We start from the raw sequence: 14171 nt of genomic DNA, 5'->3' as shown, positions 1-14171 counted from the left end.
TCGCCAGTGTACACACCGGCCAGCGCAGCCTTCGGCAGCGGCTACAAACAATGGTTGCTACGCTTGGGGTTCGCCCCCTTCGCAGAGGCTTCACCCATGGCGCAACAATGGCCGGCCGCCGAGATCGCCCGCACCATCCTCGACGGCTTCGACGACTACCGCGAACACTTCCGGCTGATCACCGACGGCGCCCGCGCGCGGTTCGAGCAGGCCCATTGGCAGGACATCCAGCAGGCGTCGGCGGCGCGCATCAACCTGTATGAAGAGAAGGTGGCGCAGACCGTGGGCGCCCTGCGCGAGGGCTTCGAACACCCGGTGCTGATGGACGTCAGCCTGTGGCCCTTGGTGAAAAGCGCCTATATCCGCCTGATTGACCTGCGTTTCGACGATGAACTGGCCGAGACCTGGTACAACTCGATCTTCTGCGGCCTGTTCAGCCATGACCTGATCACCGACGGCTGCATGTTCATCCACACCACGCGCCCCAGCCTGCGCGGCGAGCGCGCGCCGCAGACGCGCACCTGCAAGCCCTGCGGCCAGCTGGGCAGCATGCTGGCGCAAGTGTTCCGCGACTACCGCTTCGGGGTGCCGTATGCCGACCTTGAAGGCGATATGCGCCGGCTGGAAGGCCATTTGCGCGAGCACCTGCCCGATTGGGTGTGCAAGGACAACGAGCTGTGCCTGGAGCTTTTCTCCTCGGTGCTGTACCGCAACAAGGGCGCCTACCTGGTGGGCCGGCTGTATACCCGCGATGAGCAATGGCCGGTGGCGATTCCTTTCCTGCACCGCGAAGGGCAGGGCGTGCGCGTGGACGCGCTGATCACCGACGAGGCCGAGGTGTCGATCATCTTCTCCTTCACCCGCTCGTACTTCATGGTGGACGTGCCGGTGCCGGCCGAGTTCGTCGGCTTCCTCAAGCGCATCCTGCCGGGCAAGCACATCGCCGAGCTGTACACCTCCATCGGCTTCTACAAACACGGCAAGTCGGAATTCTACCGCGCACTGATCCGTCACCTGGCCAAGACCGACGACCGTTTCATCATGGCCCCCGGCGTGCGCGGCATGGTCATGTCGGTGTTCACCCTGCCGGGCTTCAACACGGTGTTCAAGATCATCAAGGACCGCTTTTCGCCCTCGAAGAACGTCGACCGCAACACGGTTATCGAGAAATACCGCCTGGTGAAAAGCGTCGATCGCGTGGGGCGCATGGCCGACACCCAGGAGTTCGCCGATTTTCGCTTCCCCCAGAGCAAGTTCGACCCCGAATGCCTGGCCGAGCTGCTGGAGGTGGCGCCATCCACCGTGCAGTTGGAGGGCGACACCGTGCTGATCCGCCACTGCTGGACCGAACGGCGCATGACGCCCCTGAACCTGTACCTGGAAAGCGCCAACGAGCCCCAGGTGCGCGAGGCCCTGGAAGACTACGGCCTGGCCATCAAGCAACTGGCAGCGGCGAACATCTTCCCCGGCGATATGCTGCTGAAGAACTTCGGCGTCACCCGTCACGGCCGCGTGGTGTTCTACGACTACGACGAAATCAGCTACCTCACCGAGGTGAACTTCCGCTACATCCCGCCGCCGCGTTTTCCCGAGGACGAGATGTCCTCCGAGCCGTGGTATTCCATCGGCCCTCACGACGTGTTTCCGGAGGAGTTTCCCCCGTTCCTGTTCGCCGATGCGGGCCAGCGCAAGCTGTTCAGCCAGTTGCACGGTGAACTGTACGACGCCGATTACTGGAAAGGCCTGCAGGGCGCGATCATGGACGGCAAGGTGATCGACGTGTTCCCTTACCGCCGCCAGCAGCGTGACAACGAATAAACGTCTTCGGTGTGGGAGCTGGCTTGCCAGCGAGTTTTTTGAGGCGCCAACAGCTCGCTGGCAAGCCAGCTCCCACAAGGTCTAGAACAGCGAGCGCTGGGCCTGCAGCACCAGGGTGCCGTCGCACCAGCTGTTCTGGCCCGAGTAGGCCTCGCAGCTGGCGCCGCCCAGGCTGGAGCCGCTGTAGATGAGGTTCAGGTCCACGCCCATGAACGCCCGCGACAGCTGCACCGACCAGTCGCTGAAGCCGCGCACTTCGCTGCCGTCGCCGATGGTGTAGGGCGTGTCGAGCTGGTGGTCGCCGACCTTCACGCGCACGCCGAAGTCCAGCAGCGGCACGTGGCCGAAGTCGGCGAACAGAGTGCTGTCGTGGCGCCCCGGGTCATCGCTGAAGGCCGCGCCGAAACGGGTGCTGAGCACGGTCAGGCCGGCGTACACCTCGTGGCTGTCGTTGGTGGCAAGGTCGGGGAAGGTGTAGTGAATCACGCCCACCTCGTAGCCCAGGCTTTGGGTGAAGGAGCTCTTGAAGCCGGTGTAGGTGTCGATTTCCATGCTGGTGGACGCGGTCAGGCCCATGCTCGGCGACCACTGGCCGAAATACCAGCCGCTGTCGCTGCTCAGGTCCACGCCGCCGTGCACGGTGTCGGAAGTAGCGGGTTTGACCAGGCCCTGGGCCATGCTGCGCGCCGGGTTGGTGCCGATCTGCAGGCTGTAGTCGCCCAGGTCACGCTGCAACTGCACCGGTTGCGCGCTCGCACATTGGGCCGCCAGCAACGTGGCTGCAAAAAGTAGGCTGGGCTTGAGCATCATGCTCCTCCCGGGCTGGAAGGCTTGATCTAGAGGGGTGAAGCATACCGGGCAACGAAGCTGGTTTGATACCGTTCGTCGGGTTTACCTGCGCCGATGGGCAGAAAGGCTACGCGGGGAGGTGAAGCGGAGGCGGTGGGCCAGGCAGCCCACGAGCCTCAGGGGTATTACTTCTTGCCCAGGCTGATGTGGCGCGACGGCGTGAAAGTCTGGCCGCTGACGCCCTTGGCGATCTGCTGGATTTCACCACCGGACTTGAGGAAGGCGGCGATCTGGTCGTTGATCGATTCGCTGGTTTCCACGGCCGGAGCGGGCTTGGCTTTGCTGTTGGAGGCTTTAACACGCATGGCTGCCATTCACCTGTGCAATTTTCAATACGGCCGGCGATTATACCGCAAGGGGGCTTTAATTGCTGGGCTAATATTGGCTTGGAAATAGCTTAATAGTAATTTGTCAATCGTTCGTTTTATTTTAATTTGTCGGCCCTAAGCGTTTGTTTTAAATGGAAAGTTTGCATTGAAATGGCCGTCGGGCACAGGCCTTGGCCAGGCCAGGCGACCAATGGCCTGACGAACGGGGCGCCAAGCCCTTGAAAATCAAGGCTTGGCGCGCCGGGGCAGCGGCAGCCGGGGATCTGGGGTAGAATGCGCCCACGTAACGAGGGTTTTTTGAAATGGCTTTAGTCGGGCGCTACAACAGTTTGCAAGTGGTTAAACATACGGACTTCGGTTTATATCTGGACGGTGGCGCCGACGGCGAAATACTGCTGCCCAACCGTTATATTCCGAAGGATATTCCCAGTGAAGATGAAGACTGGTTGAATGTGTTCGTGTACCTGGACAGCGAAGACAAGTTGCTGGCCACCACGGAAAAGCCAAAAGTTCAGGTGGGCGAGTTCGCCAGCCTGAAAGTCGTCGAAATCAACAGCATCGGCGTATTCCTGGACTGGGGCCTGCCCAAGGACCTGCTGCTGCCGTATTCGGAAGAGAAGCGCGAGCTCAAGCAAGGTGACTACTGCGTGGTGCATGTCTACCTGGACAAGCGCACCAAGCGCATCACCGCCACCGCGCGCCTGGACCGCTACCTGGACAAGTTGCCCGCCAACTACAGCGTTGGCCAGGAAGTCGACCTGCTGGTGGCCGAGGAAACCGACATGGGTTTCAAGGCCATCATCAACAACAAGCACTGGGGCCTGATCCACAAGAACGAAGTGTTCAAGTTCCTGCGTTCGGGCAAGCAGGAAAAAGGCTTCATCAAGGAACTGCGCAGCGACGGCAAGATTGCCCTCAGCCTGCAGCCGGTGGGTGAGCAACTGACCAGCAGCCTGCACAGCCAGATCCTCGGCAAGTTGCGCGACAACAATGGCGTGCTGCCGGTCAGCGACAAGAGCGACCCGGCCGTGATCAGCGGCCTGTTCGGCGTGAGCAAGGGCAACTTCAAGAAGGCCATCGGTGCCCTCTACAAGGAAGGCAAGCTGGTGATTCATGCTGACCGCATCGAATTGACCTGAAGCCCTTGAGCTAGACACCCGGCGTGAACTTTTCGCGCCGGGCCTGGGCCTACACTGTACGAACCCCTTTCGAGGCAGTGTACCGATGAAAAAAGCCCTGATCGCCTACGTCAGCACCCTTCTGGTCATCCTTGTACTCGACGCCCTGTGGCTGGGCGTGCTCATGAGTCCTACCTACAAACAAATGCTCGGCTCGCTGATGCGCGACAAGCCCTTGCTCGGGCCGGCGGCAGCCTTTTACCTGCTGTATGCGCTGGGCGTGGTGGTGCTGGCGGTGTGGCCGGGGGTAAACGCGGGCAGCGTCTGGCGCGGCCTGGGGGTGGGGGCGATGCTCGGGCTGGTGGCCTACGGCACCTACGACCTGACCAACTGGGCCACGTTGGTGGGCTGGCCGCCGTTGCTGGTGTTCATCGATATCTTCTGGGGCATCGTGGTGTCGGCGCTGGCGGCGGCCGTTGGGGTGTGGGCAACCAGCAAATGGGCGTGAGGCTGGACGCGGCCTGGCGGCCGCTGCTACACGTCCCGTAGCAGCGGCCGCCAGGCCCCGTCAGCGGTTTCAGCCCTGCAGGAACTGCGCGAAGCTCACGCCGGTGCCGGTGGGGCGCACGTCTTTGAGGAACGAATCCTTGTCGGCGCTCAGCTCCAGGCTCACTGTCGACTTGCGCTTGCCGGCGTTACGCACGGTCAGGCCTTCCATGCGCTCGCGGAAGAACGCGGTGGGCACCTTCAGGTGCAGCAGCTGGTCGGTGGCCGGGGTGTGCATGAGCATGTGAATCCACTCATATTGGCCAACCGCCAGCCGACCCACCGGAATGTCGAACCAGAAGATGTTGCGACGGGCGTCGTGCAGGGTGAAGTGGCAGTTGTTGACACCAAGCACCGCGCCGCCGAGTTCTTTGTTGCGGCGCGCGATGGCCAGGGGTTTGTCGAGTTTCATAGAAGTCCTACGCAAATGAAGCGTCAGCGCCGTGGCTGAATACGCGGTGCATTCTCGGGGTAAAACGCGCAAACATAAAGGCAAACCTGACGCCCTGCCGCCAAAAGCGGGCAGGGCGCGGTATTGGCTCAGCGGGGCAGGGCCTTGCTCAGCTCGGAAGTGGCACCGTCCGGGCTAGTGGCGGTGACGGTGAACGAGCGGTTGGGCTCCTTCACGTCCAGCGGGAAGCTGAAGTTGGCCACGCCGCGGCCGTTGGTGGACACATACACCTCGCCGAGGAAGTTGGCAGCCTCGGTTTCAGTCGGCTTGGCGTTGCCGAACACTTCCACGCGGTAGCGGCTGTTGGGCTCGCCGGTGACTTCGCCGTGCAGGCGGCCAGCGGCAATGGCGCGCAGCTTGGGTGCCGGTTGGTTGTGGTTGGGCAACTGCTGGCAGTCCACCACCGGCGCGCCCTTGGCCGCGCAGATCACCGCCTTGCCGGCTTCCACGCCGGCGCCGCGGTTGCCCACGAAGCTGGCGTTGTCCGGGCCCGGCACGCCGAAGACGATGGCACCGGTGCGCTGGGTGGGGATGCACGAGCCGCCGCTCTGGCAACGCTTCACGTCCTGGCTGTTGTCCCAGATGCGGTTGGCGGTCAGGCGGGTGTTGTGGCTCACGGCTTCGGGGCGCAGGGCCACGCCGATACGGTTGCCGTGGATCACGTTGCGGTCCAGCAGGTTGTCGGCGCCGGTGACGCTGATGCCAATGGAGTTGCCGATGAGCACGTTGCCACCCAGGTAGTTGCGGTCGCCGGCGTTGATCTGCACGCCGTCGGAGTAGCCTTCGAAGCGGTTGTGGGTCAGGGTGTTGTCGCTGGCCTGGAAGACTTCCACGCCCTGGGACGCCTCGGGGGTCAGCTTGCTGGCGCGGAACAGGTTGTCGGCCAGCAGGTTGAACGCCGCGCCGCGGCTCAGTTCCAGGCCGTCGCCGTTGTCGATCAGCTGGTTGCGGATGATGCGGTTGTTGATGGTGGTGTTGACCGTGGCGTTGCCCTGGCCGTCGTCGCCGGTCAGCATGATGCCGGCGCCGCCGCGGTTGGCGACGATGCGGTTGTCGTGCACGCTGCTGTTGCCGGCGCGGTTGAGCAGGATGCCGATGCAGAAGTTGCGCACTTCCAGGCCGCTGATGTCCACGCCCTGGGTGTCGCGCACGCTCAGGCCGGGGTTGCTCAAGGTGCGCACGTTGGCGCCCGACTGGCCGGCCACCGCGCCCGGGCAGGCCTTGGCAGTGTCGCCCTGGACGAACGCCGAACCGTCGATGGCGATGAAATCGCCGCTGTGTTTCCACGCCGAACCCTCGATCACCACCGGGCCCTTGATGTCAGGCAGGGCCGAGGTCGGCTTGATCACGAAGGGCGCGCTGCCCACCGCCTGGATCTCGATGCGGTAATGGCCGGGGTTCTGGTTGTTCTGCTCGATGGCCCAGCGCAGGGTGCCATCCTTGCCGTCGTCGGCGTAGCTGTTGACCACCAGGGTCTGCGGCGCATCCGTGGTCGGGGTCGGCTCGTCCGCGTGGGCTGTCACCACGGGCAGGGCCAGCAGCAGGGCTGCCAGTACGGGGGAAACACGCATGAGTATCGATTCCGGGAAAACACTGTTGTTTTTTCACGTTCGCCGGCTCGGTGGCGAAAACGCGGCATGAGTCTAGTAGATGCAGAACGCGATGTGTGGGCGGTGCGGGTGGTTGCGGTCGATATTCGCCCAGTGCAGTTCATCGGGTAAAGATAATTACCGAGAAATTTTTGAAACTCTGGGGCGAAGCGTTCAGTCAACCTTATGTCGACTTTAGACACCTGTACTTTCCTGAAAGGAGAAATACCATGAGTGGCACTAAAGACAAAGTGAAAGGAATGGCTAACGAAGCGAAGGGCAACGTCAAGGAAGGCGCCGGCAAACTGGTGGGCAGCGACAAGCTGCGTGCCGAAGGCGCCGCAGACAAGGCCAAGGGCAAAGTCCAGCAAACCATTGGCGAAGCCAAGGACAAACTGAGCAAGCACTAAACGGTGTTCGCGCGGTCTGAGCCAATACAGCGGTCATCCTCGGATGGCCGCTGTGCTGTCTGGACATTGCCGGTAACCGTTCCAGGTTCGTGTTTCACGCTACATTGAGGTAAAACCTGTGCCCCCGAGTGTGGCCAGGTCCGGCGTTTCACTCGTTGTAACCCTCCCCATGGCGGCGAAAGGAGACGCTAATGATTTTTCCGGAATTGCGTGAACTGAGCCTGCAGACCGTGCTGATGCGCACGGTGAAGGAGTTCATCGATGACGAGATGTCCACCTATGCCTCGGCGCTGGCCTACCAGATGCTGTTCTCGCTGTTTCCCTTCATCCTGTTCCTGATTGCCCTGATCGGCTTCCTGCACCTGCCCGACTTCTTCTCGTGGCTGCGCCTGCAGGCCGAACTGGTGTTGCCGCCCCAGGCCCTGGATTCGGTGAACCCGGTGATCGACCAACTGCAGCAATCCAAGGGCGGGTTGCTGTCGTTCGGTATCGTCATCGCCCTGTGGACTGCCTCGGCCGGCGTGCGGCTGATGATGAGCGCCATGAACGCTGCCTACGACGTGGTCGAGGAGCGCCCGGTATGGAAACGCATCCCGCTGTCGATCTTCTACACCGTGGGCATCGCCGGCATGCTGCTGGCGGCGGCCGCGTTGATGGTGCTGGGCCCGCAGGTCATGGGCTGGCTGGCCGGGCAGATCGGCCTGGAAGATTTCATCGTGACCTTGTGGACCATCGCCCGCTGGCCGGTGATCGTGATCCTGATGATGATCGCCGTGGCGCTGATCTACTACGTGATGCCGGATGTGCGGCAGAAGTTTCGGTTCATCACCCCAGGCTCGGTGCTGGCCGTGGTGGTGTGGATCATCGCCTCGCTGGGCTTTGCCTTCTACGTGAAAACGTTCGCCAACTACAACGCCATGTACGGCAGCATCGGCGCGATCATCGTGCTGCTGCTGTATTTCTACATCTCCTCGGCGGTGCTGTTGCTGGGCGCCGAGATGAATGCAGTGATCGAGCACATGTCGGAAGAGGGCAAGGACCCGGGCCACAAGGAATTTCCCGAAGACGAGGCGCAAGATGATAAAAAGCATGTTTCGGGTCTGGGCCGCGATCACTCGCTGAAACCGGACGCCGAGCAGGCCTGACCGGGAGAAGGACCGCCTCATGATTCACGACATCCTCAAGATGGGCGACGAGCGCCTGCTGCGCGTGGCCCAACCAGTGCCGGCCAACATGTTCGGCAGCGCCGAGCTGACCCAGCTGATCGCCGACATGTTCCAAACCATGGAACACGTCGGCGGCGTGGGCCTGGCCGCGCCACAGATCGGCGTCGACCTGCAGCTGGTAATCTTCGGCTTCGAGCGCAGCGAGCGCTACCCGGACGCCGAAGCGGTGCCGCAGACCATTCTCATCAACCCCTTGATCACGCCGTTGAGCCCGGCCACCGAAGAAGGCTGGGAAGGCTGCCTATCGGTACCGGGCTTGCGTGGGGTGGTGGACCGTTACACGCACATCCGCTACGAGGGCTTCGACCCCCAGGGGCAACCCGTTCAGCGCGTGGCCCAGGGCTTTCATGCGCGGGTGGTGCAGCACGAGTGCGACCACCTGATCGGCCGGCTGTACCCCTCGCGCATCACCGACTTCAGCCGCTTCGGCTTTACCGAGGTGCTGTTCCCGGGGCTGGATCCGGCGTCCGACGATTAACGCATTTTTCGTGTAGCGGCAACTGTCTTTGTGGGAGCTGGCTTGCCAGCGAGCTTTTAGGGCCTCAACAGCTCGCTGGCAAGCCAGCTCCCACAACAACGTCGTAAGCGGCCGCCACTAATCCTTGGCCACCGCCACCGGCTTGATGAACCGTAACGTCATGCGGTCCGACTCACCGATGGCCTGGTATTTCGCCTTGTCCTTGGCACCCAGCTTGTAGGTGGGCGGCAGGGTCCACACGCCTTGCGGGTAGTCCTTGGTGTCCCTGTGGTTGGCGTTGATTTCGCTCTGGCCCACCAGGGTGAAGCCGGCGTCGGTGGCCAGCTTGATCACGTATTCAGTAGGCAGGTAACCGCTGCTCTTGATCTGCTCCACGGTCTCGCCCGGCTTGCCGCGATGGTCCACCACGCCCAGGGTGCCGCCCGGCTTGAGCACCTGGTAGAAGCCCTGGAACATGGCCTTGGCGTTGTCGGCCATGACCCAGTTATGCACGTTGCGGAAGGTCAGCAGGGCGTCGGCCGAGGCGTCCGGGCCGAAGGTGGGCGCCTTGGGATCGAAGGTCACCAGCCTGGCCTTGCCGTAGTGGGCGCTGTCGGCGTCGAACTTGCGCTTGAGGGTGTCGAAGCTGCCGGACGACTGCACGGCGGCGATGTAGCTGCCGTGGTCCTTGAGCAGCGGTGCCAGCACCTCGCTGTACCAACCGGTGCCGGGGGTGATCTCGATCACCGTCTGGTCCTGGCGCAGGCCGAAGAACTGCAGGGTCTGGCGCGGGTGGCGGTAACGGTCGCGGGCGCTGTTGGCCGGGTCGCGCCAGCTGCCCTTGAGCACACTGGCGAAGGTCTTGTCGCTGATGGTGGAGGGCGGGGCCACGGCGGCCAGGGTCAAGGCGAAGGCGGGGGCGGCACACGCCAGGGCAATAGCCGCGAGCAACGAACGTTTCATGACAATCCCTGTAGGCGAAAAGACGATCCCCACAGCGTAGCAGCGGCCGCCAGGCCGCGTCACGGGGCCGGCGTGGTCATCGCGATCAACGCCTTGTTGCGCTGGTAGCGCACCAACCGTTCCGCCAGCACCTGGGGCAGATCGTTCGCCAGCGCAAACCCCAGCCGCTGGTAAAACCCCGCCAGCCCCGGGTCGCAGAACAGCCACACCGGCCCGGCCACGCTGGCCACTGCCTGCGTCACCAGCCGCCGCGCCACGCCCTGGCCGCGGCAGGCGTCGGCCACCAGCAAACCGGTCAGCCAATGGCCGTCGGCCACCGGCGTCAGGTTCAGCGCGGCAATGATCTCGCCGTCGCGCGCCACCCAGGCCTGGGCCGCCTTGTCGCCGCGCATGGGGGAGCGCTGCTCGCGGTAGAACTTGTTCAGCAGCGGCCACAGCGTTGGCGCCAGGGGCGCGTAGTCAATGCTCATGTGGCCGGCCAACCACCGCCCAGGGCGCGGTACAGTTGCACGCGGTCCAGCGCCACCTGGGTGGTGCTGTTCACCAGCTCGCTCTGGTTCTGCAGGCGGATGCGCTGCACGTTGAGCACGTTGATGAAGTCGATGGCGCCCTGGCGGTAGCGTTCCTGGGCCACGTTCAGGGCCATGTCGTTCTGGCGCACGGCTTCGGCCAGGGCCGCGTAGTGCTGCTGTTCGGCGCGGTAGTCGGTGAGGGCGTTGTCCACTTCATGCCAGGCGCCCAGCACGGTTTTCTGGTAGTTGAGCGCCGCTTCCTGCTGCTGGTGCTCGCGCAGTTGCAGGGTGCCGGTCAGGCGCCCGCCCTGGAAGATCGGCAGGTACAGGCTGGGGCCGTAGCTCCACTGGCGCGAGTTCCAGGCGCCGAAGTTGGAGCCGTCCAGGGCCTGGAAGCCGAAGCTGGCGCCCAGGCTGATGCGCGGGTAGAAGTCGGCCTTGGCCACGCCGATGGCGGCGGTGGCGCGGTGCAGCGCGGCTTCGCTGGCCTGGATGTCGGGGCGCCGCTGGGCCAGTTCCGAGGGCAGGCCCAGGGGCACGTCCGGTGCGCTGGCGGGCAGCGGTTTCGGCGCTTGCAGTTCACCTGCCAGGGCACCCGGGGCCTCGCCCAGCAGGTAGCTGAGGGCGTTGATCAGGTGGTCCTGTTGGGCCTGCAGCATGGGCAACAGCGCCTCGATGCTGGCCACCTGGGCCGCGGAGTTGGCGGTGTCCAGGTGGGTGGTCACGCCGTTTTCCAGGCGCGTCTGGGTCAGGTCGCGGCTGCGCTTGGCGATATCGAGGTTCTGCCGGGCCACCTGCAGTTGCGTCTGCACGCCGCGCAGCTTGAGGTAGTCGCTGGCGGTCTCGGCGCTGATGCTCAGCAGCACGCCGTTGCGCTGGGCCTGGCTCAGATCAACCTCGGCATCGGCCGCCTCGACGGCGCGGCGCACATGGCCCCACAGGTCCACCTCCCAGCTGGCGTCGGCGGCACTGTTCCACAGCTCGAACGGCGCCTTGCCGCTCAGGTTGGACGGGTCGAGCAGGCTGACGGCGCTGTTGCGTTCGCGCTGGTAGCTGGCGCCCAGGGCCACGCCGGGCAATTGCGCGGCGCCGCTGACCTGGCGCATGGCACGGCTCTGCTCCAGGCGGTTGCTGGACACGCGCACGTCGAAGTTGGCCTTGGCGGCGCGCTGCACCAGCGAACTCAGCTGCGGGTCACCCAGGGTCTGCCACCACTGGCTGTCGACTGCGGCGGCGGCCTGGGCCTGTTGCTGCCACTGCGCGGGGAGTTGTGGTTGCGGCGCGTGGAAATCGGGGCCGACGCTGCAGGCACCGAGGCTGGCCATGGCCAGCGCAAGCAAGGGGCGTTTCATCTCAATGCTGCTCCTGGGCGGTGTCGATGCTGGCGACCACCGACATGCCGACGCGCAGTTTTTCCAGCCCGGGCTGGCCGGCGTCGAAGACGATTTTCACCGGAATGCGCTGCACCACCTTGGTGAAGTTGCCGGTGGCGTTATCCGGGGCGATGGCCGAGAACGACAGGCCGGTGGCCGGTGCCACGCTGTCGACGTGGCCGGTGAAGGTGCGGTCGGGGAAGCTGTCGACGTGCACGCGCACGGTCTGGTTCAGGTGCATGTGCGCCAGCTGGGTCTCGCGGAAGTTGGCCACCACGTAGGCGTCCTTCAATGGCACCACCGCCAGCAGCGGCTTGCCGGGCGCCACGTAGGCGCCCACGCGCACCGAGCGCTGGCCGACCATGCCGTCCTGGGGCGCGGCGATGCGCGTGTACGACAGGTTGAGGTTGGCCTGTTGCAGCGCCGCCTGGTCCTTGGCCAGCTGTGCATCGGCCACTTCGCGCTGGGCCTTGAGCACTTCGAGGGTTTTCTGCGCAGCCACCTTGGCGGCGTCGTCGCGGTCGCGGGCGGCTTGCCAGCCCTGCAGGTCGGACTCGGCCTTCTGCCGTTCTTCCTGGGTGCCGGCACCGGCGTTGGACAGGTTGCGGTAGCGCTGGGCGTTGGCCTGGGCGAAAGCCAGCGAGGCGGCGGTGGCGCGGATTTTCGCCGTGGCCTGGTCGATCTCGGCGCCCTGGCGCTCAATGCCGGCAGCCAGGTTCTTCAGCTGCGCCTGGGCGGCGTTGACGTTGGCCGTGGCCGCAGCCTGGGCGGCCAGGTAGTCGCGGTCGTCGATCTGCGCCAGCAGCTGCCCGGTGCGCACCGCCTGGTTGTCGGCCACGGCCACCTGGGTGACCTGGCCGGCCACGCGCGGCGCCACCAGCACCGAGTCGGCGTTGATGTAGGCGTCGTCGGTGCTTTCCAGCGAGCCGTGGCTCAGCAACCGGTAGGCCCCGTAAGTGCCGCACAGCAAGATGGCGACGGTGATCAGCGAAATGGCGGTTCTATGCTTCATGGGGATACCGGAGGTTGCGGTGGATAGGCGCGTTTGGGCAGGGTCAGCAAGACAAGCAGCAGCACGGCGATCACTGCGATCAGCGCCAGGAACGCGTCGCTGGCGGTGAGCACCAGGGCTTGGGCGTGCACGCGGTGGGCCAGGCCGGTGGCGTCCAGCAGCGGCTCGAGGCCCTGGCGGACGCTGCCCAGGCGGTCGAGCAGCACGTTGGAGTGCAGGTGCTCGCGGGCGGTGACGAAGTTTTCCAGGGCCACCGCCGCCAGCACCGAGAACAGCGCGCGCAGGGTGTTGACCATGGCCGAGGCGAACGGCCCTTCCATAGGGTGGATAACGCCGGTGGCGAGCATTAGCAGCGGCACCACGATCATCGGCTGGCCAACCGCGTGCAGCGCTTGCAGCCAGTAGAAGTCGTCGCGAATCCAGGCGCCGGTCAGCAGCGCGCCGCCCAGGCAGGCCACGGTCAGGATGGCCAGGCCCGCAGCGATCACGTAGCGGGCGTCCACCCAGTTGCGGTTGATCACCGTGGCCACCAGCGGCGCCAGCAGCAGTTGCGGCAGGGCGATGCTCAGGGCCAGGGGCATGGTCTGCAGCGGCCGGTAGCCGTGCACGCCGGCCAGGTAGGCGGCGGGAATGGCGCTGCCGGCCAGGCTGACGAACATGAACAGGGTGAGGGTGGTGATGCCGAAGGCGAAGTTGCGCCGTTCCAGCAACTGCAGCTTGAACAGCGGCAACGGGTGGAACCATTCGTTGAGCAGGAACAGCGGCAGGCACACCGCGGCGCCCAGCAGCAGCCAGCAGATCAGGCTGGAGTCCAGCCAGTCCAGGCGTTCACCCTGGGTCAGCGCCACCACCAGCATGCTGATGCCGCCGCAGCCCAGCAGGGCGCCGCGCCAGTCGAGCTGCTTGAAGCGCTCCAGGCGCAACGGGTCCTGCGGCAGGCCGAAGGCAATGCAGGCCGAGCCGACCAGGCCGGCGGGGATGATCTGCCAGAACAGCAGGCGCCAGTCGGCGTTTTCGGTCCAGAGCGAGGCCAGGGGCATGGCCACGTTGGGGCCGAAGGTGGCGGTCAGGGCGTAGGCCGACAGCCCGTACAGCTTGATGTGCCACGGCAGGAAGCGCAGCGCCACGGTCATCAGCAGCGGCGGCAGGCAGCCGCCGGCCAGCCCTTGCAGCACCCGCAGGGTGAGCAGGCTTTCCAGGTTCGGCGCCAGCGGGCACAGGGCGCCACACAGGCTGAACAGCAAGGTGACGACGATGGCGAAGCGGCGCAGCGAGAAGGTCACCGCCAGCCACGGCGCAATCAGCATCGCCGAGACTTCGGCGGCGCTGTAGGCCGAGCTGATCCAGGTGCCTTCGTCGTGGCCCAGGCCGAACACGCCCAGCACGTCGGCCAGGGCAATGTCGGTGGCGCGGTCGTTGATGCCCGAGGTCAGGGCGGCGATCAGCACGCCGACCAGGCCGATGGCCAGGCGCCAACCGAACGGCGTGGGGGCGGGTGGAGGAGCAGGTGCGGACACG

At 64.9% G+C, this 14171-nt stretch carries 15 protein-coding genes; 6 read left to right on the top strand and 9 right to left on the bottom strand.

All coding sequences use genetic code 11. The features are described 5' to 3' along the window. The first annotated feature begins 96 nt into the window (after positions 1 to 96). Positions 97 to 1818 carry a bifunctional isocitrate dehydrogenase kinase/phosphatase gene (gene aceK, locus RAM80_RS11225; protein WP_416426497.1) on the top strand — a complete coding sequence of 574 codons (1722 nt, stop codon included), beginning with the start codon at positions 97 to 99 and terminating at the stop codon, positions 1816 to 1818. A gap of 81 nt (positions 1819 to 1899) precedes the next feature. Here the strand turns inward: aceK and RAM80_RS11220 are convergent, their stop codons facing one another. After that, positions 1900 to 2625, bottom strand: coding sequence for a TorF family putative porin (locus RAM80_RS11220; protein WP_416427458.1), 726 nt, complete (start codon positions 2623 to 2625; stop codon positions 1900 to 1902). A gap of 167 nt (positions 2626 to 2792) precedes the next feature. Beyond that, positions 2793 to 2981 (bottom strand): hypothetical protein, encoded by a 189-nt coding sequence (locus RAM80_RS11215; RefSeq protein ID WP_027977102.1) that lies wholly within the window; start codon positions 2979 to 2981, stop codon positions 2793 to 2795. 317 nt (positions 2982 to 3298) lie between these two features. Between RAM80_RS11215 and RAM80_RS11210 the strand changes: the two genes are divergently transcribed. Both RAM80_RS11210 and RAM80_RS11205 read left to right on the top strand, forming a co-directional pair. Further along, a complete protein-coding gene (locus tag RAM80_RS11210) occupies positions 3299 to 4135 on the top strand; it encodes a S1 RNA-binding domain-containing protein (protein WP_416426495.1) in 837 nt (278 codons plus the stop codon). 85 nt (positions 4136 to 4220) lie between these two features. After that, complete coding sequence (locus tag RAM80_RS11205; RefSeq protein ID WP_416426494.1) at positions 4221 to 4622, top strand: DUF2177 family protein; 402 nt, start codon at positions 4221 to 4223, stop codon at positions 4620 to 4622. Between the two features lie 69 nt (positions 4623 to 4691). Here RAM80_RS11205 and RAM80_RS11200 read toward each other — a convergent pair whose 3' ends face one another. Together RAM80_RS11200 and RAM80_RS11195 are read right to left on the bottom strand one after the other, a co-directional pair. Further along, positions 4692 to 5072 (bottom strand): hypothetical protein, encoded by a 381-nt coding sequence (locus tag RAM80_RS11200; protein WP_416426493.1) that lies wholly within the window; start codon positions 5070 to 5072, stop codon positions 4692 to 4694. Between the two features lie 128 nt (positions 5073 to 5200). After that, a complete protein-coding gene (locus tag RAM80_RS11195) occupies positions 5201 to 6682 on the bottom strand; it encodes a right-handed parallel beta-helix repeat-containing protein (RefSeq protein WP_416426491.1) in 1482 nt (493 codons plus the stop codon). A gap of 248 nt (positions 6683 to 6930) precedes the next feature. On the opposite strand from RAM80_RS11195, the gene RAM80_RS11190 reads away from it, so the two are divergent. The 3 genes from RAM80_RS11190 (at position 6931) to def (ending at position 8814) form a co-directional block, all read left to right on the top strand. Beyond that, entirely contained in the window at positions 6931 to 7110 is a 180-nt protein-coding gene (locus RAM80_RS11190; protein ID WP_416426490.1) for a CsbD family protein, read from the top strand. Positions 7111 to 7301: 191 nt separating this feature from the next. Beyond that, positions 7302 to 8255: a YihY/virulence factor BrkB family protein gene (locus RAM80_RS11185; protein WP_416426489.1), complete on the top strand. Its 954-nt coding sequence runs from the start codon at positions 7302 to 7304 to the stop codon at positions 8253 to 8255. 19 nt (positions 8256 to 8274) lie between these two features. Next, positions 8275 to 8814 (top strand): peptide deformylase, encoded by a 540-nt coding sequence (def, locus tag RAM80_RS11180; RefSeq protein WP_416426487.1) that lies wholly within the window; start codon positions 8275 to 8277, stop codon positions 8812 to 8814. A 117-nt stretch (positions 8815 to 8931) separates the two neighbouring features. Here the strand turns inward: def and RAM80_RS11175 are convergent, their stop codons facing one another. Genes RAM80_RS11175 through RAM80_RS11155 form a run of 5 tightly spaced genes read right to left on the bottom strand, consistent with a single transcriptional unit; the run spans position 8932 to position 14170 of the window. After that, the gene (locus RAM80_RS11175; protein ID WP_416426485.1) at positions 8932 to 9756 is read right to left on the bottom strand and encodes a class I SAM-dependent methyltransferase; all 825 of its coding nucleotides are present in this window, start codon (positions 9754 to 9756) and stop codon (positions 8932 to 8934) included. A 59-nt stretch (positions 9757 to 9815) separates the two neighbouring features. Then, positions 9816 to 10226: a GNAT family N-acetyltransferase gene (locus tag RAM80_RS11170; protein ID WP_416426483.1), complete on the bottom strand. Its 411-nt coding sequence runs from the start codon at positions 10224 to 10226 to the stop codon at positions 9816 to 9818. After that, positions 10223 to 11620, bottom strand: coding sequence for an efflux transporter outer membrane subunit (locus RAM80_RS11165; protein WP_416426482.1), 1398 nt, complete (start codon positions 11618 to 11620; stop codon positions 10223 to 10225). Before RAM80_RS11165 ends, RAM80_RS11170 begins: the two co-directional genes overlap by 4 nt. 1 nt (position 11621) lies before the next feature. After that, positions 11622 to 12659, bottom strand: a complete 1038-nt coding sequence (locus RAM80_RS11160; protein ID WP_416427457.1) for an HlyD family secretion protein — start codon at positions 12657 to 12659, stop codon at positions 11622 to 11624. Continuing rightward, positions 12650 to 14170: an MFS transporter gene (locus tag RAM80_RS11155; protein ID WP_416426481.1), complete on the bottom strand. Its 1521-nt coding sequence runs from the start codon at positions 14168 to 14170 to the stop codon at positions 12650 to 12652. The genes RAM80_RS11160 and RAM80_RS11155 overlap by 10 nt, the downstream gene beginning before the upstream one ends. Position 14171 lies beyond the last annotated feature (1 nt).

The organism is Pseudomonas sp. App30, assembly GCF_047947025.1.
In the GTDB taxonomy this organism is placed as follows: domain Bacteria; phylum Pseudomonadota; class Gammaproteobacteria; order Pseudomonadales; family Pseudomonadaceae; genus Aquipseudomonas.
Note: the sequence above shows the minus strand (reverse complement) of the source record. Positions and strands in the feature narration are given on the sequence as shown.